General features: G+C 37.6%; 13 protein-coding genes and 1 pseudogene. 3 read left to right on the top strand and 11 right to left on the bottom strand.

What is annotated here, in order from left to right:
• Complete coding sequence (locus tag DDY94_RS05885; protein WP_111683129.1) at positions 1–1,692, bottom strand: ABC transporter ATP-binding protein; 1,692 nt, start codon at positions 1,690–1,692, stop codon at positions 1–3.
• 223 nt (positions 1,693–1,915) lie between these two features.
• Here DDY94_RS05885 and DDY94_RS05880 point away from each other — a divergent pair, with 223 nt between their 5' ends.
• From DDY94_RS05880 to DDY94_RS05870, 3 genes are all read left to right on the top strand, one after another.
• Positions 1,916–5,782, top strand: a complete 3,867-nt coding sequence (locus DDY94_RS05880; protein ID WP_111683128.1) for a M14 family zinc carboxypeptidase — start codon at positions 1,916–1,918, stop codon at positions 5,780–5,782.
• A gap of 185 nt (positions 5,783–5,967) precedes the next feature.
• Positions 5,968–11,085: a GEVED domain-containing protein gene (locus DDY94_RS05875; RefSeq protein ID WP_111683127.1), complete on the top strand. Its 5,118-nt coding sequence runs from the start codon at positions 5,968–5,970 to the stop codon at positions 11,083–11,085.
• A 210-nt stretch (positions 11,086–11,295) separates the two neighbouring features.
• Entirely contained in the window at positions 11,296–16,311 is a 5,016-nt protein-coding gene (locus DDY94_RS05870) for an immunoglobulin-like domain-containing protein (RefSeq protein ID WP_111683126.1), read from the top strand.
• Positions 16,312–16,362: 51 nt separating this feature from the next.
• On the opposite strand, the pseudogene DDY94_RS05865 reads toward DDY94_RS05870, so the two are convergent.
• The 10 genes and pseudogenes from DDY94_RS05865 to hemB all read right to left on the bottom strand — a co-directional run bounded on the left by DDY94_RS05865 (position 16,363) and on the right by hemB (position 24,996).
• Positions 16,363–17,074: pseudogene (locus DDY94_RS05865) on the bottom strand (3'-5' exonuclease).
• Positions 17,075–17,087: 13 nt separating this feature from the next.
• On the bottom strand, positions 17,088–18,230 hold the full coding sequence (locus DDY94_RS05860; protein ID WP_111683125.1) for a serine hydrolase domain-containing protein: 1,143 nt from the start codon (positions 18,228–18,230) through the stop codon (positions 17,088–17,090).
• 15 nt (positions 18,231–18,245) lie between these two features.
• The gene (locus DDY94_RS05855) at positions 18,246–18,761 is read right to left on the bottom strand and encodes a DUF4442 domain-containing protein (protein WP_111683124.1); all 516 of its coding nucleotides are present in this window, start codon (positions 18,759–18,761) and stop codon (positions 18,246–18,248) included.
• Complete coding sequence (locus tag DDY94_RS05850; protein WP_111683123.1) at positions 18,761–19,234, bottom strand: methylated-DNA--[protein]-cysteine S-methyltransferase; 474 nt, start codon at positions 19,232–19,234, stop codon at positions 18,761–18,763. The genes DDY94_RS05855 and DDY94_RS05850 overlap by 1 nt, the downstream gene beginning before the upstream one ends.
• Positions 19,234–20,355 (bottom strand): CNNM domain-containing protein, encoded by a 1,122-nt coding sequence (locus DDY94_RS05845; RefSeq protein WP_111683122.1) that lies wholly within the window; start codon positions 20,353–20,355, stop codon positions 19,234–19,236. Before DDY94_RS05845 ends, DDY94_RS05850 begins: the two co-directional genes overlap by 1 nt.
• A gap of 66 nt (positions 20,356–20,421) precedes the next feature.
• The gene (locus DDY94_RS05840) at positions 20,422–21,042 is read right to left on the bottom strand and encodes a hypothetical protein (RefSeq protein WP_111683121.1); all 621 of its coding nucleotides are present in this window, start codon (positions 21,040–21,042) and stop codon (positions 20,422–20,424) included.
• A 107-nt stretch (positions 21,043–21,149) separates the two neighbouring features.
• Positions 21,150–21,836 (bottom strand): response regulator transcription factor, encoded by a 687-nt coding sequence (locus DDY94_RS05835; protein WP_111683120.1) that lies wholly within the window; start codon positions 21,834–21,836, stop codon positions 21,150–21,152.
• A 12-nt stretch (positions 21,837–21,848) separates the two neighbouring features.
• Positions 21,849–23,246, bottom strand: a complete 1,398-nt coding sequence (locus DDY94_RS05830; protein ID WP_111683119.1) for a sensor histidine kinase — start codon at positions 23,244–23,246, stop codon at positions 21,849–21,851.
• Positions 23,247–23,609: 363 nt separating this feature from the next.
• Positions 23,610–24,005, bottom strand: coding sequence for a c-type cytochrome (locus DDY94_RS05825; protein WP_111683118.1), 396 nt, complete (start codon positions 24,003–24,005; stop codon positions 23,610–23,612).
• Between the two features lies 1 nt (position 24,006).
• Positions 24,007–24,996 carry a porphobilinogen synthase gene (gene hemB / locus DDY94_RS05820; protein ID WP_111683117.1) on the bottom strand — a complete coding sequence of 330 codons (990 nt, stop codon included), beginning with the start codon at positions 24,994–24,996 and terminating at the stop codon, positions 24,007–24,009.
• Positions 24,997–25,047: the final 51 nt, after the last annotated feature.

Here is a 25,047-nt window from a genome sequence, read left to right as displayed (position 1 = left end):
TTATAGTCCTTTAGGTATTGCGTTAATTAGTTTTTTAGTGTATTCTTTTTTAGGTGAAGCGTAAATTTCGTCGGCATCACCCATTTCTTCGATTTTTCCATTTTGCATCACTAATAATTGGTCTGCCATATATTTAACAACCGCCAAATCGTGTGATATAAATATATAGGTAAAACCGAATTGTGATTTCAGATCATTTAATAGGTTGAGCACCTGAGCCTGAACCGAAATATCGAGTGCCGAAACCGATTCGTCACAAACAATGAGCTGAGGTTCGAGAGCTATAGTTCTGGCTATGCCTACGCGCTGACGTTGCCCGCCAGAGAATTCGTGAGGATATTTATAAAAGTCAGATTCTTGGAGGTCAACTTTCTTTAAGAGAGCCATCACCTTGTCTTTGCGCTCAGAATCTGAATTTCCAATTTGATGAACTTTCATGGGTTCCATAATGGCATTACCGATCGTTAATCTTGGATTCAGTGATGCAAATGGATCTTGAAAAATGATCTGAATGTCTTTACGAAGTCGACGTAATTCAGAAGTATCAAGATTCGTAATATCTTTTCCTTTGTACTTAATAATTCCGGAGGTAGCCTTATCGAGTTGTAGAATAGCATTACCAAGTGTAGATTTTCCGCAGCCTGACTCGCCTACAAGTCCGATGGTTTCCCCAGGGAATATTTTAAAACTCACACCATTAACCGCTTTGAAAGGAATGTCTTTTGAAAAAATCCCAGTTTGTTTGAAATAGGTTTTTTCAACATCACTAATTTCCAAAAGGGGTTCTTGCTTGTACAAATTTTTGTGATTCTGTGCGCGATCTTCCTTTGAAATGACTGATAAATCTACCGTCTCCTTCATAAAGTCCTTGATGGTGGGAAGCTTTTTTAATCGAACATCAGTAGATGGTCTGGCACCAATCAGTGCTTTAGTATAGTTATGTTGAGGTTTTTTAAATATCGAAACGGTTTTGCCTTGTTCTACAATTTCACCTTTATACATAACAATAACCTTATCGGCGAATTCTGAAACTAGAGATAGATCGTGGGAAATGAACAAGATGCTCATTTTTGTTTCCTTTTGAAGGTCTTTAAGCAACTCTAGGATTTCTTTCTGAACAGTAACATCTAAAGCAGTTGTTGGTTCGTCCGCAATAAGGAGTTTTGGCTGACAAGCAATGGCCATAGCAATCATTACACGCTGTTTCTGTCCGCCAGATATTTCATGAGGATAGGACGAAAATATTCTTTTTGGGTGAGGGAGTTTCACCTTTTCGAAAAGTGAAAGCACTTCCTCTTTAATTTCTGATTTTGAAAGTGAAGTATGCTGCCTTAATATTTCTGCAACTTGCTTACCACATCGCATGGACGGATTTAGTGAGCTCATAGGTTCTTGAAATATCATAGCAATGTCATTCCCTCTTAATGATTTGAATTCTTTATCCGAAAATTGAACCAGATCTTTATTCTCAAATACAATTGATCCTGAAGTTATTTTTGAGATGCCTTTTGGTAATAGTCCCATTAAAGCCAAGGATGATACAGATTTACCCGATCCCGATTCGCCAACAACAGCTATAATTTCGTCTCTATTTATCTGATAGGATATTTGCTTTATAATAGGAACTTCCTTCTTATTATTAGAAAAGGAAATTGAAAGATTTTTGACGTCGAGTAGATGGTGCTCCTGCATACGTAAAAATAGTTAAAATGTGCAATCAAACCCGATTTGTGCCATTTATTCTAAAATCGGTCGTTTTTTGATAATCTTCATAATAAATTGATAAATAGGGATTTAAGTTTTTCGAGTTAATTTAAATTGTGCATTTCATCGAATATTTATGCATTTAATCCGTGTTTTAACATATTTTACAATATATTAGCCCTCACATAAATTCATTGAAAGCCCCAAACAAATGAAAAAAATTACTTTAACCTTAACCGCTTTGTTATTGTGTTTACTTACCCTAGGTGCACAAAATTCAGAAAAACAAAAGGCGGAGAATTACCTCGACAAACAAGGTGAGTTAACCTTCACTTTTCAAATTAGTGATGCCAATACATTAAAAAGTCTTGAAAACAGACTCTCTATTGTGCATTACGATCCAAGCACTAATACCGTTAAGGCTTGGGCAAATGAAGATCAGTTTAGAGATTTCGAATCTTTTAACATCCCTTATGTTGTTCCTAAAGATTTAAATGAAGTAGATGAATCTGTTATTTATGATGTTAGACCATTAGAAAGCAGAAGTATGATGTCTACATTAACCTTCCCGTTAGGAAGTTATCCAACCTATGCTGAATATGCCCAGCAAATGCAAGATTTTGAAGATGATTATCCTGCGTTAGTAGAGCTAGTAAGTATTGGTACAACGGGCCAAGGCGACAAGGAATTACTGTTCGTAAAGATCTCTGATAATGTATCGGTTGATGAAGCTGAACCTAAGTTAATGTATACGTCATCCATGCATGGTGATGAGATTGCTGGTTACCCTATGATGTTAACCTTGATCGATTACATTTTAACTGTTTATGCTGATACTGGTCATGCTGATCACGCCAGAGTAAAGAATTTAGTAGAAAATGCTGAGATCTGGATTAACCCAAGTGCGAATCCAGACGGAACCTATCATAATAGTGCTACAAATACATCTGTTGTGAATGCCAGAAGAGGAAATGGGAATAACATTGACCTTAATAGAAACTATCCAGATAATGTAGCGGGTGACCACCCAGACGGGCAAGCATACCAGACGGAAACTATAGCATTTATGAATTTTGCCGACAGTCATAATTTTGTGATTGCAGCAAACTTCCATGGTGGAACTGAACTTGTAAACTACCCTTTTGATAATGCATATGCATCATCACAATACACGCATGCCGATACAGATTGGTATGAATTTATCGGTGTTGAATATGCCACGCATTGCCAAGCAGATGCAAACGCAGGTGGTACATCTACTCCGACATACACGAATAAAGCGTCTTATATGACAGATGACGACGATTGGGATGAGAGCGCAGGTAGCCAAGCTTGGCATAACGATTGGAGAGAGAGTCCAGGTGTAACTCATGGTGCTGAATGGTACCGAGTATTTGGTGGACGCCAAGATTATATGAATGTTTACCAACAATGTAGAGAAACAACAATTGAGTTGTCTGATACTAAAATTTTACCTGAAAGTTCACTTATTGACTACTGGTATTATAATAGAGATGCATTGTTAGATTACCTTACGCAAGGAACTTACGGTTTTAGAGGTATTGTAAAAGATGCTTCAACATCTAATCCTATTGAAGGAGCTACCATTACAGTTGTAGGTCATGATGCCTATGGATCTGAAGTATCTTCTGATACTAACGGTGATTTCTATAGACCTATCAAAGCAGGAACATATACCCTACAGGTAAGTGCACCTTGTTTTCAGTCGGTTACTTTGAGTAGTCAAACAATTGCCGATTATGCAATTTTCGATTTATCAGACATATTGTTAACCCCTTTAACTCCATCTGTCCCAAGTAGTTTGAATGCAACGTCGATTACCATGTCCTCAGCAACATTGACATGGACGTCAACAGGATCAACATTCGACTTAAGATATAGAGAAGTAGGTTCGCCTACTTGGATTGATGTTTTAGGTTTAACATCTAGTAGTTATGATTTAACAGGATTAACTTCAGATACCAACTACGAGTTTGAAGTACGCTCACTTTGTGATGCAAATACTTCATCTTATTCTGGTTCTTACAGTTTTACAACATCTGCAGTTTCATATTGTGCAAATGCAGGAGGTAGTGTTTCTGATGAATATATTGGAAGAGTTCAGTTAAATACAATCGATAATACCTCTGGAGCGCAGTCCTATTCAGATTTTACAAACATATCAACTACTTTAGTTGCTGGTGTTCAGTATACAGTTACCATTACACCACAATGGACAGGTACCGTATATAATGAAGGCTATAGAGTTTGGATAGATTACGATAGAGATGGTACGTTCTCAACAGCAGAACGTGTTATGAATCTTGCACCTACAAATAGTGCATCTGTAAATGCAACATTCACCGTACCAGGTACTATAAGCGAAGGAAATACAAGAATGCGTGTGGCATTGCAATATAACACACGTCCACCAGCTTGTAGTACAGGTTATAATTATGGTGAAGTAGAAGATTATACCATTAATCTTTTTGATGGACTTGTTTACAGTAGTAGTGTGTGGACACCAAATGCGCCTTCTGGTTCAACAGGTGCGGATAACGTATATATTGAAGATGGTACCTATACCGTAAATGCATCAGTAAGCATGAATAACCTTACGGTTAATTCAGGAGCAACCATCAATGTAAATAAAGGTGATGATATCACTGTAAATGGAAATGTAATTAACAACGGTGATCTTATTCTAAATTCAGATTCAAATGAATTTTCAAGTTTAATGGTTACAGGTAGCGTTAGTGGTAACGTAAAATATAATAGACATGCCAATTCTCAGGCGGGAGGAAACGATTTAATCGCGCCTCCAGTTGGTGGACAGTCTTTTGTCGACTTCTTATCGAACAATACCAATGTTTTTGCTAACGGTACAAACACAGTGTATTTATTTGGAACATTTGAAAAACCAGCTAATGACTATGGATTATTTGCAAATACGGAAACGGCGACTTTAGATTTAGGAACTGGTTACCGAGTGGCTTCTACGGATAATGGTACTTTCATGTTTACGGGATCTGTAAGCACTGGAAACGTAGATATTCCTATTCAGAAAACAGGTACTAATTATGACAAATGGAATCTTATAGGTAATCCATATACCACTTATATATCTTTAGCAGATTTCTTAACTGCAAATATTTCAGAATTAGATTTATTTAGTGCAGCTGTCTATGGATATGATGCTGATAATTCTAACGGTAGCAACTGGGCAGTTTGGAATTTAGCATACTCTGATGCAAATCCAGGTACATTAATTGCACCGGGACAAGGATTCTTTGTGTCGTCTAAAGATGGTGGAGCTACCATTTCATTTACTCCAGGTATGCGTGAAATTGGATCTTCTGATGATTTCATAGCAGGAAGAAATGCTTCAAGCACTATCGGACATTCTATTTTAAGGATGACTAGCGCAACAGATACTTTTGAAACTGAGATCTATTTCAATGATAATACAACTTTAGGATTAGATATTGGTTACGATGCCGAGCACTTTGGTGGAGCACCTTCAGACTATTCAATTTATTCTGAATTAGCTGAAAACAATCAAGGTTTAGATATTGCTATTCAAGCTATAAGCAATAATGATATTGATGTATCAACGGTAATTCCATTAGGTGTTAATGCTGTTGCAGGACAAGAGTTAGTTATTAGTTTAGAAAGCACTAATGTAACGGAAGACATCTATTTAGAAGATGCTGTAAATAGTACTATGACAAACTTAACTACGTCTGATTATACATTTACACCGACTACCAATTTATCAGATACTGGAAGATTCTACCTAAGATTTGGGCAGCAATCATTATCAGTTGATAACTCAGAGCTCGATAGATTACAGATCTATAGTGATTCTGATCTACAACAGATCGTAATTAGAGGTCTACTAAGTCAGGACACTCAGATGACGCTTTATGATATTCAAGGAAGGACGATAATAAGTCAACCATTAGCATTGAATAGTACAGTGAATTCAGTAAACACTTCAAGTTTTATGAGTGGTGTGTATTTGGTTCAGCTTAACGACGGAAATAAAACAATTACCAAAAAAGTAATCGTTAGATAAACATAATATTTTTAAACTTGAATAGCCTGGGATCCTCCAGGCTATTTTTGTTCATACTGATTGTAGAATATTATGGAAAAAGCCTCAACTATAATTAGAAATAAATTGTATTTTGTGAGTATATCCAAAATTCAAAAAGATATTAAAGCTCAACGAACACCAAATTAAAACTTAATCCTACGATTATGCTTAAAAAGCGCCCCCTATTAACCCTTTTAATGCTTCTTGCTGTATGTGTTGGTTTCATATACCTTCAAACCATTGAAGATGATACGATAAACGAGTCTCAAGCTACTATTGAGGCACAAAGACAGCAACTTCAAAATTATTTAAAGAAAAGCCCATTCAAGGAAACCCTTACTTGGGACAAAAAGAAAAGGAAACTTAATGGTCTTCCACCAAATCGATATTATGAACAGATGTGGGAACTTACCATTAACCCATCCACTGGAAAATTAAATGATGGTCAACTCACCATATTACGAGAGCAGTTAAAGCAACAGCGATTAACACAACGTAACCCTGGGAATGCATCAAATGCTTGGGAAGAAAGAGGGCCAAATAATGTAGGAGGTAGAACACGTGTGCTTTTATTCGATCCGAATGACCTTACAAATAATACCGTTTATGCTGGTGGCGTTAGTGGTGGTTTATGGAAAAATACAGACATTAGTAATGCATCTTCGGCCTGGACACGAGTAGTCAACGTACCTGGAAATTTATCGGTAACATCAATTACTGTAGATCCGAGAAATTCAAATATTTGGTACGTCGGAACAGGTGAACAGTATACAGCTGGTGACGTGGTAGGAAATGGTGTCTATGTAACAACAGATGGCGGAACCACTTGGAACGCTATTAATATTCCACCAGCGGGTGTTGGTGATTTTAGTTTTAACGCAAGTAATTTATTCTTGTCTGGTGTTTATTATGTAAATGATATAATTGCGTGGGACAACGGTACTTCCACCGAATTATTTGTTGGAGTTGGTGCTCATGCCTATGGCGATTCTTCAAGTCCGGCTAATTGGTTAGGCTTACAATCTGCTGGATTATATCATTCTACTGATGGCGGATCTAACTGGTCTAGAATTGAATCTTCAAACATGGAATTCTCCTTTGGTGGGAATACCTATTATTATATACCAAATGATCTAGAAATTGGCGCTGATAATAAATTGTGGATGGGAACAATTTCAACACCAGGTATTGGTGGTAGCGGCGGAAGGGTTTATAGTTCAACTAACGGTTCAACATGGACTGAAGCTGCAGCATCTCCTTTAACGGATTCTAATCGTGTTGAGCTTGAATGTTCAGCTACGAACGCAAATAAAATTTATGCGCTAACAGAAGGGAATACTTCTCCTGTACATATCTATGAAACTACAAATGCCTTCGGAAGCATAACAGCACTAAATTTGCCAAATGACGCAGATCCCGGGATTGCTGCCAATGATTTTTGTAGAGGCCAAGCCTTTTATGATTTAGTAATTGAAGCTGATCCAGCAGATGACGATACCTTCTATGTGGGTGGAATAGATTTATTCAAAACCACCAATGGAGGTAGTTCATATACGCAATTATCTCATTGGTATGGAGGCTTTGGCTTTCAGTATGTGCACGCAGATCAGCATGCTATTGCCTTCGGAAATGGATCATCAACAAGAATTCTGTATGGACATGATGGCGGAATTTCATACTCTGGAAATGCTGGTGTTACCATCGAAACAAGAAATAATGGGTATAACGTAACACAGTTTGTTAAAGCAGGCATTGGGCCAGATGGTGTGGGTGATACTAACGGAATATTTTCTGCGGGTGCTCAGGATAACGGAACGCAAGCCTTTAGAGATGGAAATACTGCCCCAGGAATTAATTCTTCGGAAGAGTTAAGTGACGGAGATGGTTTTTACACATTTGTTGATAAAGACGGCGATTACATGATCGCCACCTATGTTTACAATGTTATTTATAGATTTAATTTACCTTGGAATGGGGTAAGCCGTATCAATGGTGGTGCAACCACTCTTTTAAATAGTCAGACCACAGGAGATTTTGTAAATCCAATGGGATATGATGATGATGCCAATAGATTATTATCTAACAATTCGTCAGGATCGAGCTATTCTATTAGGAGTATTAATGTAGCTGCAAATAGTAATGGTACCTTAACGAACGCGGCATTAACCTCGAAACCTACGGCTTTTAGAGCATCTCCCTTTGCTTCAAACACTTGGTTTGTTGGCTTGGCCAATGGCGAGCTGGTTAAATTGAGTTCAGTAACAAATTCTTCAGCCACTTGGCAGTCCATTACCACACCGTTTGTTGGTTCTGTTTCTTCAGTTAGGTTTGGTGAAACCTCACAAGATTTAATAGTCACGATTCATAACTATGGTGTAACAAGTATTTGGTATTCTCCTGATGAAGGGAGTACTTGGGTAAGCAAAGAAGGGGACTTACCGAACCTACCCGTTAGAGATTTTCTTCAAAACCCATTAGAACCTAATGAAGCCATAGTCGCTACACAGTTAGGGGTTTGGGAAACTTCAGATTTTGATACTAGTAGTCCTACCTGGACGCAAGCCTATAATGGCATGAGTGATGTGAGTGTTACAGCATTCGACTATTGGGATATTAGCGGTGACGACACAAACAATGTAGTGATAGCCTCTACCTATGGTCGAGGTGTATTTACGGCAAGTTTTACTGAAACTTCAGTCCCAGATACCGAAGCGCCAACAGCACCAACTAATTTAGTGTCTGCCGATATCACAGCAAATTCTGTAGATCTAAGTTGGGATGCAGCAACTGATAATATTGCAGTGACTGAGTACAAAGTATATCAGGATGGTGGATTAATCGCCACAGTTTCAACAACAGGTTATCGCGCCGAAGGCCTCACTCCACTTACCAATTACGATTTTTATGTAATTGCAAAGGATGCGGCCGGTAATAGTTCGCCTCAAAGTAATACAGAAAATATAACCACACTGGCTCCAGACACTGAAGCACCAACGACACCCTTAAATTTATTAGCTTCTAATGAAACTTCAACCTCAGTTGATTTATCGTGGGAAGCATCAACTGATAATTTGAGTGTGATCACCTACGATATTTATCAAGACGGAAGTTTTATTGTTAATGTTAATGGTACAACGCATCAGGTGACTGGTTTATCACCTAATACCGTGTACAGTTATAAGGTAAGAGCCAAAGATCCGGCAAATAATGAGTCGGGTGATAGTAATGAAGTTGCGATATTGACCTTGCCTGCGGATCTTACTTATTGTACTTCTGAAAGTAGTAATGTTAATGATGAGTACATCAGTAGAGTACAATTAAACACCATAGACAACTCTTCTGGAGCACAGTTTTATTCAGATTTTACAAATATTTCAACGGCCTTACGTAAAGGAACAAATTATACCATAACCATTACTCCTACCTGGCCAAGCACGGTTTATGATGAAGGTTATTCGGTTTGGATAGATTATAACAACGATGGAGATTTTGAGGATATTGGCGAACAGGTATTTACTCAGGCTCCAACACAGACTTCGCCAGTATCTGGAAGTTTTACAATACCAGCTAGTGCAACAGAAGTAGCGACTCGAATGCGCGTTTCTTTAAAGTGGAATGACATCCCAGATCCATGTGAAGACTTTACTTATGGAGAAGTTGAGGACTATACAGTTCTAATAATTGATAGTAACGACCTTATCTATACCAATAGCGCATGGACACCATATGCACCTTCACCATCAACAGCTTCTGACAATGCGTTTATATTAGACGGAACATATACACTAACAGGAAATGTTGAGATCAATGATCTTACAGTTTTCAATGGTGCTTCAATGGTAATTGAAAAGGCGCAATCACTAACAGTTAACGGAAATTTAGTTACAGAGGACAATGTTGTATTAGAATCTGATTCTGACGAGTATGCAAGTTTAATTGCAAATAATTATGTGATTGGAAATGTACAATATAGACGATATGTAAACACGACCTCCGCGACCACAGGAAATGATCTTATTTCGCCACCAGTGTATGGAGAATCGTTCATGGATTTTAGAACTACCAATTCTAACATTGTAAGTAACGCCGGAAACACACTTTTCTTGTTCGGGCCGTTCGATAAAACAACGGATACCTATCAATTATATTCTAATACGGAGACGGCTCCTATGTATGCTGGTAAAGGATATCGTACTGCTTCAAATAATGCGAGTACATTTACTTTCACAGGTTTAGTTAGTACCGAAAATACCAATGTAGACATTGTGAATAGCGGGCCTACCTTTCCGAAGTGGAATTTAATAGGAAACCCATACCCTTCATATATAAGGTTGTCAGATTTTCTAGCCGCGAATAATGCCCAGTTTGATAGTTTCAGTAGTGGTGTCTATGGTTATGATGGCGATGCAACAAATGGATGGACAATCTGGAATCAGGCGTATTCAGACGCTAATCCAAATGCAATTATTGCACCAGGCCAAGGATTCTTTGTGAGCTCGGCCAATAATAATGGCGCAATAAGTTTCACAACAGCCATGCGAACAAATGGTAATGCCGACGACTTTATTTTGGGAAGAAATAATTCTAACAGTATTTCATATTTCAAACTAAACCTTTCAAATGACAATGATATCTCGCATACAGATTTCTATGTGTCTGACAACGCTTCCTTGAGTTTAGATCCAGGATATGATGCCACGGTTTTTGGTGATACGGCAACAGAGTTCAGTATTTATTCTAAACTAATAGAAGGTAATACTGGTCTCGATATGGCCATTCAAGCATTTTCTGAAATCGATATTTCAAATAACGTAATTATACCTTTAGGAATTAACGCAAATGCTGGACAGCAATTAATTGTAAGTATGTCGGATAGCACACTGCCTGGCGATGTAACTGTGTATTTAGAAGATCGTGATAATAATACGTTCACACTTTTGAACAACTCCGATTTTGTTTTTAATGCAGATACCGACTTGTTAGGCACTGGTCGATTCTTCCTTAGATTTGAACAAGGCACGCTTGGCATAGATGATTCTGAACTAGAATCACTTCAAATTATAAGTCTTACTAATCCGAAGCGAATTGAGATTAAAGGAGAACTTTTCGAAGCATCTAAGGTTACGTTATATGATATACGAGGTCGCGTAATTCTTAGTCAGAATTTGAATGAAGGTCAGATCGATCATAGTATAAGTACGGCTTCATTTTTAAATGGAGTGTATTTGATTGAAATAAATAACGCGAAGCATAAAATCACTAAAAAGCTGATTGTAAGATAAATAGCACGAATTATGATTAAAAAGCTCAGAATTTTCCTGAGCTTTTTTGGTTTTTTGGGCTATAAGTAAATGCATTCCTACTTATCGTTACGGTTTTTCCGCAATTATGCGGTTAATGTACCAATAGTTATTAACAAAGAGGTTTTAAGAGAAAAAAATAACTAACTTAATTTTCAGAAAGCTATTAATTAATCTATTAACCTCAACATTATGAAAATTAAAACGCTGCTCGTCATCGTTATGATGGCGTCGACCACTTTATGGTCTCAAAGTAAGGTATTTTGGCAAAAACAGACTTCAAATGCCAGTACCATTTCCAACAAAAATCATCAATCTTTAAAAGAATTTCAAACATTTAGTTTGAATGCTGACGCACTGCGGCAAGCCTTAAATGGCGTGCCCCAACGAAACAATTTTGCGGTTTCGTCGAACACGATATTGTCCTTCCCAAATTCAGAAGGAAAGTTAGAACGCTATTCTATAAAGGAGGCGTCAGTAATGCATCCAGATTTACAAGCTAGATTCCCTAACATTAGATCTTATGTAGGTCAAGGTGTAGATGACGCCTCTTCTATTATAAGGTTTAGTCTTTCACCATATGGTTTTAGTGGAATGATTCTGTCTACAGATGGAAGAAATTCATTCATTGAACCGATGAGTCAAGGGTCTGATAACTATATTGTTTTCAGTAGAAAACACAGACTAAATCATGATGATGACTTTGAATGTTCTGTTGTAGAACAAATCAATGAAACCATGGATTCTGGTATGGCATTCAGAAATGCGGATGATTCTATTTTAAGAACTTACCGTCTTGCGGTTTCTACCACTGGCGAGTATACACAGTACCACGGAGGAACTAAAGCACAAGCCTTAGCGGCGATTAATACAACAATGACTAGAGTTAATGGTATTTTCGAAGTAGACTTCAATGTTACCATGATTCTTATTGCGAATACAGACGATGTTATTTATACTAGTACCACTACAGATCCTTATGGCAATACAACAAGTGGTTATAATACGCAATTGCAGAACACATTGACCTCCGTTATTGGTGAAGCCAATTATGATGTAGGACACCTTTTTGCTAATCTTCAAAACAATGGTAATGCTGGTTGTATCGGTTGTGTTTGTGTAAACGGACAGAAAGGTAGCGGGTGGACGTCTGCTACAATACCTGAAGGCGATTTCTTCGATGTAGATTATGTGGCTCACGAATTAGGTCACCAATTTGGGGCAAATCATACCTGGACCTTCGGTGGTAATGAAGGTACTAATGTACAGGTCGAGCCAGGTAGTGGTACAACCATCATGAGTTATGCTGGTATTACAGGATCTACTGATGTAGAGCAAAATGTAACTCCAAATTTCCATGCAGTTAGTATTGAACAGGTTACAGATTATATTAAGACAACTAGTTGTCAGACCAATACAAACACTGGTAATTCGGTGCCTGTAGTTAATGCAGGGCCAAACTATACGATTCCGAGAGGAACACCATTTATCCTTGAAGGTTCAGCAACTGATGCTGATGCTGGAGATGTTTTATCATACGTTTGGGAGCAAATAGATGAAAACAATGCGTCTACAACATTGCCAAGTACTACAGCAACTTCAGGGGTTGCATTTAGATGTTATGAACCAACAACAAATCCAGATCGTTATTTTCCGAGGTTAGAAACGATTAAAGCTGGTGCAACATCTTGGCAATGGGAAGCTGTACCTAACGTAGCACGAACTTTAAATTTTAGACTCACCGTTAGAGATAATGTTGCGGGAGGAGGAACAAATAATAGTGATGATGTGGCGTTGACCGTTAGTGGTTCAGCAGGACCATTTGTAGTTAATTCGCCAAACACCAATGTTACCTGGAACGCTGGTACAGCACAAAATGTAAGTTGGGATGTTGCCGGAACTACTGGTAATGGAATTAATGCAGCCACTGTGGATATTTTACTATCAACTGATGGTGGAGACACCTATCCAATTACAATTGCTTCAGGTGTTACAAATGATGGTTCTCATGACATTATTGTTCCTAATAATCAAGGTAATCAGAATAGAATAATGGTTAGAGGTTCTAATCATATTTTCTTCGATATATCTAATACAAATTTCACCATCGGTGCGCCGGTAGTTTGTAATGCGACAGTTCCTACCGGATTGGCTGCTTCAAATTTAGCCGAAACAACGGCGACTTTAAGCTGGGATGCAGTTCCGGGCGCTACTTATGATTTAAGATACCGTCAAACAGGAACTTCAACATGGACAACCAATGCGGTTACCGGAATTTCTTCAAACTTAACCGGTTTGACAGCATTAACCGAGTATGAAGCTCAGGTGAGAAGTAAATGTTCAGGAGGCTCTAATTCTGCATATAGCAGTTCAGTGACTTTCACCACAACCGATGTTCAACTTAACTATTGTAATTCAGCGAGTACAAATGTCAATGATGAGTTTATCAGTAGAGTTCAATTGAATACCATTGATAATAGTTCTGGTGCACAATTCTATTCAGACTTTACAAATATTTCAACCACATTAACAAAAGGTGATCAGTATACAATTACCATAACACCAACTTGGACAGGTACGCTATACAACGAAGGATACGGTGTGTGGATTGATTATAACAGAGATGGAGATTTTACAGATGCAGGTGAAGAGGTGTTAACTATAGCACCAACTCAGGCAACTCCAGTTGGAGGTAGTTTTACCATTCCGGCAGGAGCTGTAGAAAATTCCACTCGAATGAGAGTTACTCTGCGTTATAATCAGATTCCTGGACCATGTGATAATTTCACTTATGGTGAAGTTGAAGACTACACCGTAATTATTCAGGGTAGTGGACCTGATACTGAAGCACCAGTTATTACGCTAAATGGGGCTTCAACCATAAATCTTGATTTAGGAGACACTTACACCGAACTTGGTGCTACTGCAACCGATAATGTTGATGGAAATCTTACCTCGAGCATTGTCGTTGGAGGTGATACTGTAAACACCAATGTTGTTGGTTCATATGTTGTAACTTATAATGTGAGTGATACGGCTGGAAATGCAGCAACAGAAGTCACTAGGACGGTTAATGTGAACCCTGATACAACACCTCCTGTTATAACACTTATTGGAGCGTCAACTATCGATCTAAATGTTGGTGAAGCTTATAATGAATTAGGTGCAACGGCAACTGATAATTTTGATGGGGACATCAGTGCGAATATTGTGATCACAGGAACTGTCAATACTTCTGTAGCAGGGACTTATTTTGTAAATTATAATGTGAGTGACAGTTCAGGGAATGCCGCTGCTCAGGTAACCAGAACAGTTAATGTTGAAGCAGATACCACGCCACCGGTGATTAATTTGATTGGCGCATCAACAATTAATTTGACTGTTGGAGATCCTTATGTTGAACAGGGAGCAACAGCAACGGACAATTTAGATGGCGATATTACTGCTAACATTGTCATTGGAGGTTCCGTAGATACAAATACAGCAGGATCTTACCAGGTAACCTATAACGTTAGTGATGCCGCTGGAAATGCTGCAACTCAAGTTATAAGAACAGTAAATGTATCCGAACCATCTACGGGATGCTCTGGTGGAATTTCTACCTTCCCGTATTCTGAAGGTTTTGAAGGATCCATTGGCGCATGGACGCAATCAACAGCTGATGATATCAACTGGTCAGTGAATTCGGGAGGCACGCCTTCTAACAGTACTGGTCCATCTTCAGCAATTGAAGGCTCGAGCTATATTTATGTTGAAGCCTCAGGTAACGGAACAGGTTATCCAGATAAAAGAGCAATCATCACTTCTCCGTGTTTCGATCTCGGTGGTTTAACAGAGGCAACATTCAACTTTAGCTATCACCAGTTCGGAGCAGCTGATATGGGAACCATTGATCTTGAAATTACTGATGATGAAGGTGCGACATGGACATCGATTTGGAATAGTGTTGGCAACCTTGGTAACTCTTGGCAAAGTGCGAGTATTAGCTTAAATGCTTATTTAGGTAAAGGTGTACAATTACGATTCAACCGTGTTACAGGTAGTACCTGGCAAGCAGATATTGCTATTGATGATGTAAATTTAGTTGGTCCACCGGCACCAGATACGCAAGCACCTTCACCAGCTACGATTGTAGCGAGTAATGTCACTGAGAATTCTGTTGATTTAACTTGGAGTGGAGCAACAGATAATGTTGGTGTTACTGATTACGACTTGTATCAAAACGGTTCGTTATTAATTAACCTAACAGGAACTTCATACACAGCTACTGGATTGGCAGAGAGTACTAATTATGATTATTATGTAATAGCTAATGATGCTGCTGGAAATAGTTCTACGGCGAGTAATACGGCTAGTATAACAACACTGGCAGCACCAACTTGTTCTGATGGTATTCAAAATGGAGATGAAACTGGTGTTGATTGCGGAGGATCGTCATGTGCACCATGTAGTTCTCAAGATGTTATATTGAATGAAGGTTTCTTCGAAAGTGGACTCGATGGTTGGATAGACGGAGGATCTGATTGTGCAAGACGTAATGACCCAGCCCGATCTTTTGAAAATAACTTCTCCATACGTATAAGAGATAATTCTGGTGTTGCATCATCTATGAGTTTAAACAATGTAGATGTTACGCCGTATACATCAGTTGAAGTTGATTTTTACTTCTATGTATTTAGTATGGAAAATGGAGAAGATTTCTGGTTGCGATTCTTTGATGGTTCGTCATGGATCACGGTTCAAACATGGACAAGAGGCGTTGATATTAATAACAATACCTTCTATAACGCTACAGTGACCATTAATCCAGCACAATATAATTTTGCAGCAAACTCCGGATTTAGATTCCAGTGTGATGCTTCCGGAAATAATGATCAGATATTTATCGATCAAGTAACAATTACAGGTATTTCTAGTGGCTCTAGAGGTAGAGGCGACAACTTAGAAGTTGTTGGTTACTATGAATCACCAGAACTGTCTGAGGCTGATATTAGTATCTATCCAAATCCGGTTAAAGGAAACATTCTTAATGTTGAGGTATCTAGTTTAGAAACCTTCAAATATAAGATTGTAAATATTCAAGGACGAACAGTAGCTACTGGAACTTCTGAAGGAAAAGTAGATGTTTCAAAACTTGAAGGCGGTATGTACTTTATTGAAATCAATGATGGCGATGAAGTATTAACTAAGAAATTTATCAAGAACTAATTAGATAAAAATGCCCATTTAAAAACCCAGAAGTTTTGCTTCTGGGTTTTTTTATATGTGTTTAATTTCATTCTCGTGTAGTAGTTCGTCACCACGCAAGCGCAGCAACACCTGTGCTACAGCGATCGTATCTTTTTCGCAATAGGTGATAATACGATCAATGTCTTTGTCTTCGTAATAGACTTTGTATACTTCACTACCATCAATATCATCTTTAGGTGACGGTATGCCTAATACATTTGTAAGTAGTTTTAAGGAGGTGTAATTTTTATAATCTCCAAATTTCCATAATTCTAAGGTGTCTAAATGAGGTACTTCCCAAGGCTTTTTTCCGAAGAGATTAAGCTTGTAAGGAAGTTCAATATTGTGAATGATCATGCGCCTGGCGATGTAAGGAAAATCGAATTCCTTTCCGTTATGCGCACACAATAAATGCTTGTTTTGACTGAAGTGTGAAATAACCAGATTTTTGAAGTCTTTCAGAATAGATTTCATCACCGTGAAATGAGGTAACCCTATAGGTTCTAACATCACCATTCATTTTGAAATACCCCACGGAAATACAGATGATCTTTCCAAATTCTGCCCAAATACCGGCCCTATCGTAAAATTCCTCGGGCGTAAATTCGTCTTTACGTTGGTATTTGGATTTGGCTTCCCAGAGCTCTTGTTTGTCCTTGTTTAAATCTGAAAAGGATTCAGTTTCCGGGACGGTTTCAATGTCTAAAAATAGTATGTTTTCGAGGTTAAGTTTGGAGATCATGGCATGGTGTTTTTCAAATTTTATCTAGCATATTATAAGCCTCGTCTAAGTAAATATAATAATCGAGCGGGAAGGAGTCCATCAACTCCGGACTACGATGATGGCCAAGTCTAACGATAATGGTATTGTCTTCTGGAATTGTGATAACGTACTGACCCAATATACCACGCATTAAAAATATATGTTTGTCCATGTAATCACTGATCCAAAAACCATAGCCGTAGGGTTGGCCTTCAAATCTATTGGTTGTTGCTTTTGCTACAAAAGTTGAGTCGAGGATTTGCTGTCCATTCCAACGACCGTGGTCTTTGTAGAGTTTTCCAAATCTTGCAAAATCGCGGGCATTACTCGAAATGCAACAAAACGCTTTGGCAAGACGGTTTTCATCATCATCAAGCTGCCATAGCGCATCACTTTTGGCACCCAAGGGCTGCCAGAAACTTTCAGATAAGTAATCTGCCAGTTTTTTGTTCGTAGCCTTTTCAATGATCATACCTAAAAGTTGTGTACTGCCGCTTAAGTATTCGAATTCCTGACCAGGTGTTTTAATTACCTTCTGATTGAGAATGGTTTCGGCTAAATCATCATCATAATTAGCCCTTGCTGTAATTGAAAACGGACTCGTGTAATGCTCAACCCAATCTAACCCAGAAGCCATTGAAGACAGATCTCCAACTGTGGTTTTAGAATCTTTGAATTCAGGATAAAAATCACTTATTGGTTGATCTAAACTTTCGATGTATCCATCCATTATGGCCTTTGCCATCAAGGACGTAGTGATACTTTTCGCCATAGAAAACGAATTGGTTTTAGAATCTGCACTGTAACCATCAGCATACCACTCGTAATAGATACTATCGTTTTTTATGATCATAAAAGCCACAGTTCCGAATTCTGTGTTGGTGTCTTTCAATATATCTGTCGCTTCTATCGTATTGTAATCTTTATGTAAGTCCCATTCATCGGTACGATTCCCTTTCTTAATGGTATCATTTTCAAAATAAGGATAGTCATCAATAAAGGCCGTGACATGCCCTGTGAAATAAACCACGCGCACACCTTTCAAAATATAATCATAGTCAAATATGTAAGCAGTAATAACTAAAACAGCAATAATACCTACAATCCATTTCAGTAGTTTTTTAATAATTTTCATTTAGTTCAATATTAATTACGACTTGCGTTTTTTCAGTTTGTCTTTATAAAAACGCTTATCCGCGATGTATAGTGTTTTATTAAAAGTAGCAACAATTTGTTGGTCTTTGTCAACCAAATTCATGGTTTTTGTAATATCGATTTGCTGCTCTGCTTTAACCTTTTGTTTAATTGATTTTATTTCCTCTTCAGAAAAAATAAATTCGCCATAAATAGTCGACTTAGCAGGCTTTTTATAGCGTGCTTCTACAGCTTTGTCCCAAACCACATAATCATTTCCTAAGATTTGCAGCAACTGTATCATGTATATAGGATCAGTAGCTGCAAGCATACTTCCACCAAAAATAGTCCCTGCATAATTTCGGTTTTTCCAGTTGAGTTTAAGTCGAATTTTCACATAGTACAAATCGTCGCTTACCTCAACGAGTTTGGCTGTAGTACGGCGATACATAGGCGACCAATTAAAACCGTATTTATAAATGGTTGATACTTTAAAGTATTTTTTTAGAAACTCTGTACCAGACTTATACATTAGAATAGGGTTTGTTGTTTGAATTCACTCTCGTGATTGAGTAGCCATTGTTTTCGATGAAGTCCACCGGCATAACCTGTAAGACTCCCGTCACTTCCGATAACTCTATGGCAAGGAATTATAATCCAAAGTGGGTTTTTACCATTAGCGCTAGCAACAGCTCTAATCGCCTTAGCATCACCTAACTGTTTGGATAATTCTAGGTAGGAAATGCTTTTACCGTAAGGAATTAATTGTAATTGCTGCCAGACTTTTTTTTGAAATGAAGTACCCTCTGGATTTAATTTAAGATCGAAGGTTTTGAGCTGATCATTAAAGTAGGCTTTCAATTGTGTAGCGCATTCTAAGAGTGATTCTGGGATCACTTCTGATAGCTCTTCTTTTGAATCTAATATGGAAACTGCCGAAATACCTTCATCATCACCTACAATCTTAGCATGACCCAATGGTGTTTCAATATAGCAGGTATCCATTAGTCTTCAGGTTTTTCATTATCTATCAACCCAAGACGTTTAGCTCTCGATTCCCAGCTTTTTCTCGCAAGTAATTGGAGGTCAGATACATTATCACTTTCGTCCATAATTTCTAGTCCGAGAAGTGTTTCAATAACATCTTCCATAGTTACCAATCCGCTTACAGAACCGTATTCATCTACCACTAAGGCCATATGATTTCTGCTTTCTACTAATTTTTCAAAAAGCGTTGGAATTGGTAAACTGCGATTAACGATAATAATACTTCGTTTTATTTCTGAAAGCAGTTTAGACTTTTTATCGAGCGCCATTTCCTTGAAAACTTCGTCTTTTAAAACGAGTCCGGTAATATTATCCGGATCTTCCGTATACACCGGAATTCGAGAAAAACGAATATTTTGATTAGCGTTGAAAAAATCTTCAATGGTCGTGCTTTCGTCCTCGGTTTTCATAACTGTTCGTGGCGTCATAATATCCTTAGCCTGTACTTCTTGAAAGGTCAATAGGTTTTTGATGACTGTACTTTCATTTTCCTGAAAGACACCCGACTCCTGAGCAATATCGGTCATAGCATGAAAGTCTTCACGACTTAGAACACTCCCGTGATGGCCTTTTCCACCAATGAGCTTGGTAGTGAGTTGTAGCAACCATAAAATGCCAGTCCATTTCAAAGGGAAGATCAATGCATTGAGCGCCTTTGATGTGAAATTGGCAAGTTGTTTCCAGTAGGTAGCACCAATAGTTTTCGGGATGATTTCCGAAGCCACTAAAATTAGAATGGTCATTATGGTAGATACTAATCCTACCATTACATCCTCTGTAAATTCTACACCTAAAACACTTCGTTTGGTGCTTCCATAAAGTTCAGCATAAGCCGCTTTGGCTTGTACACCAACCAAGATCGCACCAACGGTGTGTGCAATGGTATTAAGGGTAAGTATTGCAATTAATGGACGATCAACGTCTTTTTTTAATTCTTCTAAATTTTCGGCATAGGCCTTGCCTTCATTCTTCTTAACATTTATAAATGTTGGAGTAATACTCAATAAAACCGCTTCTAAAATGGAACATAAAAAAGAAAAGAATATCGAAATGATAGCGTAAAAAACGAGTAAAGCCATTAAACAAGATTATTTAATGGCTAATTTATAGAATATTATAGAATATTCTTTAGGATTGACTGATGTTTAATTTTTTACAGCGCGTTTAGCTTCGCGCTTAGCTCTTGCCAATTCGCGTTCTGCTTTTCCTAGTTCGCGTTCGGCTTTTTCTAATTCTCTAGTCGCAACTTTGGCACTCGAACCTGAGATATAATACTTTAATTCTTCACCAAGTAATTTAATATCCTCTGTAAAGTCTTTAGAGGCTACTTCCGTGTCGAGATAAATTCTAAGTTGTCCCTTACTAAGCTTACATTCAAAGATATCGTCACCGCTTTTAGCATCTGTCCATAAATACGTGCTACCTTTTACAGTGAGGTTTTGATCACTTAGACTTTCCATGATCATATTTTTAAGCCCTTCAGTTTTTGAATTATGAAATCTGGCTCTAAACTTATAACTGTCGTCGGAAACAGACACAGAGACCGAACTATTCTGCCTTTCATTGTCATCGTTTTCTACAGATACAGAGTAAGATTTACTCGATGAGGTCTTCGGTGTTTCTGGCGGTGTTGGTGGTTCAGGGGTTGTTTGCGCTGCTACACTCAAAGCTGTAAATACAATCGCGAATAATGATAAATAGAGATTGTGTTTTACGGTATTAATTCTAATACTGTCTTGTCCGTTTTTTGATTTTTTGAATTTCATGATAATAGATTTTAAATAATTGAACAGTACAAACTTAGATCAGAATTTTGGCCTAAAAAAGAAAATGCCAGGCGTTAACCCAGCATTAACCTCAATGTTAATTCGTATTAACTTACCTTAAATTCTAGGCCTACATTTCTTATGCTTTCAATTGAAATTGAAGGATCTAATTTGAAGTATTTCCGAAGTCTGCTGATAAATACATCCATACTTCGTCCGGAGAAAAAATCGTCGTTCTCCCAAACAGCATTTAAGATCTCTTCGCGTTTTAGGAGTTGGTTTTTATGTTTGAATAAGAACAAGATCAATTCAGCCTCTTTTTGTGTAAGTTGTTTTTTGTAGTCTTTGCAAGTGAGTTCACAACGTTGCGAATTGAAGGTGTAAGACCCAATTTCAATGAGGTCTTCCTGTGGTTGAATGCTTGCTGTTTTTTCAGTTCTTCTCAGAATATTATTGAGCCTTAACACCAGTTCGTCTGCTTCGAAGGGTTTTACGATATAATCGTCCGCACCGAGCTTTAGGCCTTTTATTTTATCGTCTTTCATTTTTCGAGCAGTTAAAAAGATGAAAGGCGTTTCGGGTTCGATCTCTATCACTTTTTCAGCTAAGGTAAATCCATCCATTTTTGGCATCATCACGTCGAACACACAAATATTGAAACGACCATTTTGAAATAACTCCAAGGCTTCTTTTCCGTCCTTTGCCCAAGTTATGGCAAAGCCCGAAATCTCTAAATACTGCTTTAGGATATGTCCGAAATCGAGATCATCTTCTGCCAATAAAATATGTTTCATGCTAGGAAATGTTTAATTAAATGGAATACTTATAACAAAGGTGGTACCCTTACCTTCTTTACTTTCTAAGTTTATTGTACCATGATGTGCTTTTACGATCTGACTGGTATAATACAGTCCCAGACCGAGCCCTTTCACATTATGAATTTCAGTATTTCCGGCTCTATAGAATTTTTCAAAGACTTGCTTTTTATCCTTATCTGAAATGCCAATACCATTATCTTTTATCGAAATTTTTAAGGATGAATGACTTTCAATATGGCAATCGATAATCACTTGGTCATCGCTTGAATATTTCACGGCATTTTCAAGAATATTCAAAAGTGCAGTCGTGATATAAAATTTATCGAGTTCAATAGTTTTTTGTTCTATTTCGAAGTTTTTGTTGATAACTACATCCTTCGATTTAACGGCTAAAGTAAAATCATCGAGAACCGTATTGAAATAAGGCTCAATGTTAACGGTCTCCATATTCAACTGAATTTCTTGATAACCCATACTGTTATTCAAAACCTGGTCGATCAGTTTTTGTAAGCGCATGTTTTGGCGATCAATGGTGCTAATGGTGCTTTCAACCATTTCAGGTTGTTGTTTTACATCAGTATTCTTAAGCATCTTAGTCGCCAATGATAATGTGGCTAAAGGTGTTTTAAGTTCGTGCGTCATATTATTGACGAAATCAGTTTTAATTTCTGCGATCTTCTTCTGAGAAATAAGACTCTTAATAGAATAATACAGCAAAGCAATAACCATTACAAAAATGAATAGCGATAATAATAATAAGCCCAGCATCTGTTTAAATACTATGCTGCGCCAGCCTTCAATATCCATTTCATCTTTGGTTTGAAATAGTAGAATAAAACCGATCTCTTTGTTTTCACCATCAATCATACGAGTTGATGTATGTTCGGTTTCCCAATTGGTATTACTGATGCCAATGCTATTTTCTTCGGAAATTTCATCGCCTAAAACGATCTGTTTAGGTGTCTTTTGAATATTGAAAAGAGTATCACTTTTAATGGAGTCTGTAACAATTATGGCCCGTACCTTTTTATGGAATTTGATCCCATATTGAATATCGTTTGAAATTAATGCCTTTTGATATTCGGCCTTGTAGGTGTCGTTTATGGAGTCTATTACGAACTCCAAACTGCTAACAACATCTTCTTTTTTAGCAATACCAAACTTGTAATCAACAACTTTGTTGATGAAGGTTTCCTGCCAAAAATCGGATAGTGAATCTAGAGTTGGCGAAAAATCATCGATTTGTGAAATAGAGGCTCGTGTCTCATTAATAAAGGCCTTCTTTTTTAGCTCGTAAGTATTATTGATCAAATACCCTTGAATAATTGAAAGCGCAATGAGGCCGAGAACCGATGCTAATATTAATACTTTGATTTTTCTTTTCATACGCTGCTCTAAGTTAATAATAAAACAGAGTTTACAATTTAGTTGATGTGCTGAATGTAGTTCAGCTTATTTTTTTGATTGATGAATTTTGTAAACTCTGCTTTTAGCTTTGTGATCATGATCTAAAACGTCTTTTAGCATTCCAGCCGTAAGCTTTAGTTCTTTGATCTCTTTCTGTGATTTGATCGTTGTTTAAAGTTCTCATTGTTTTTTGATTTTAGGTGCTGTAGTTACACTTCGAAAAGCTTGGTGTGATCTAACAGCACAAATTGATGATGAGACAAATCTAGAATGAAGAATTCAATGAAAAAAGAAAATGAACAAGGTTAACCTAGCATTAACCTACAGCAAATGTCTGTTAACTCAGTAAGACATTTCATCTGTATATTTAATGATATTGGCAATATCCTCTCGTGTGAGCTGCGGAAATCTAGGACAGGTGTAATCGTAATTTTTACTTTCAATCAAAGATTTGTCACCATGAAGATATTTAACGATGGTTAAGGTGTCGTAGGATTTGCCCATATCTTTTAATGCAGGACCTGTCATGTCCTGTTTAACCTTATGACACGCAGCGCAATTAGCATTAAAAATGCTTCGCCCTTCATGAGCATTTATACTGAGATTTTTCGTTCCGCAGAAAAAAGGGTCAGGATCTGTTGTACCACATACTTCAGGTTGAATGGGTTTCAGAATGAAAAAAAATAAATACAATCCTCCTAAAGCAACAAATATGAATATGAGGATGAATTTTTTCAAATTATTTCAATAGTCTTACAACGTCTTTAGCAAAATAACTAGCAATAATGTTGGCACCAGCTCGCTTTATTGAAGTGATCTGCTCTAACATTACAGCATCGTGATCTAACCAACCTTTTTCAGCTGCAGCTTTGAGCATGGCATATTCACCAGACACTTGGTAAACAGCAATCGGAATTTCAAAACTGTTACGGATATCACGGACAATATCTAAGTAGCACAGACCAGGTTTTACCATTACAATATCTGCACCTTCATTGATATCCATCTCGGTTTCTCTAATGGCTTCGTCTCTATTGGAAAAATCCATTTGATAGGTTTTCTTGTCCTTTGGGACATTTTGCATGTCTACAGGGGCAGAATCTAGAGCATCTCTAAACGGGCCATAGAACGCCGAGGCGTATTTAGCAGAGTAACTCATAATACCAACATCGATTAGGTTAGATTGGTCCAGAGCCTCTCTAATACCGAGAATTCTTCCATCCATCATGTCGCTAGGTGCTACAAAATCAGCACCAGCCTCGGCATGAGAAATACTCATTTCTGCTAAAACTTCAACCGTGGAATCATTTACTATTTTACCACCTTCAACAATACCATCATGGCCGTAAGACGAAAACGGGTCTAAAGCCACATCGGTCATTACCAACATATCTGGGCAGACCTCCTTAACGGTTTTAATGGCGCGTTGCATCAACCCATCTGGATTTAAAGCCTCGGTGCCTTTATTGTTTTTAAGTTTATCATCGACTTTCACAAAGAGCAAAACAGATTTTAATCCCAGATTCCAAAGTAATTTCACCTCATCTTTTAGAAGGTCTAAGCTATAGCGATAGTAATTGGGCATTGAAGCAATTTCTTCTTTCACACCCTTACCTTCGACCACAAATAACGGCACCAGAAAATCATTAGGTGAAATACTAGTTTCTCTAACAAGGCTTCTTATGGCGTCGTTAGTTCTTAGTCTTCTATTTCTTCGAATTGGAAACATGTTTATGTCTTTGCTAATTATGATTATTTTTATCAAATGCAAAATTAACCA

This window comes from Winogradskyella tangerina, assembly GCF_003260205.1.
GTDB lineage: Bacteria > Bacteroidota > Bacteroidia > Flavobacteriales > Flavobacteriaceae > Winogradskyella > Winogradskyella tangerina.
The sequence above is the reverse complement of the archived record's forward strand: the minus strand, read 5'-3'. Positions and strand labels throughout refer to the sequence as shown.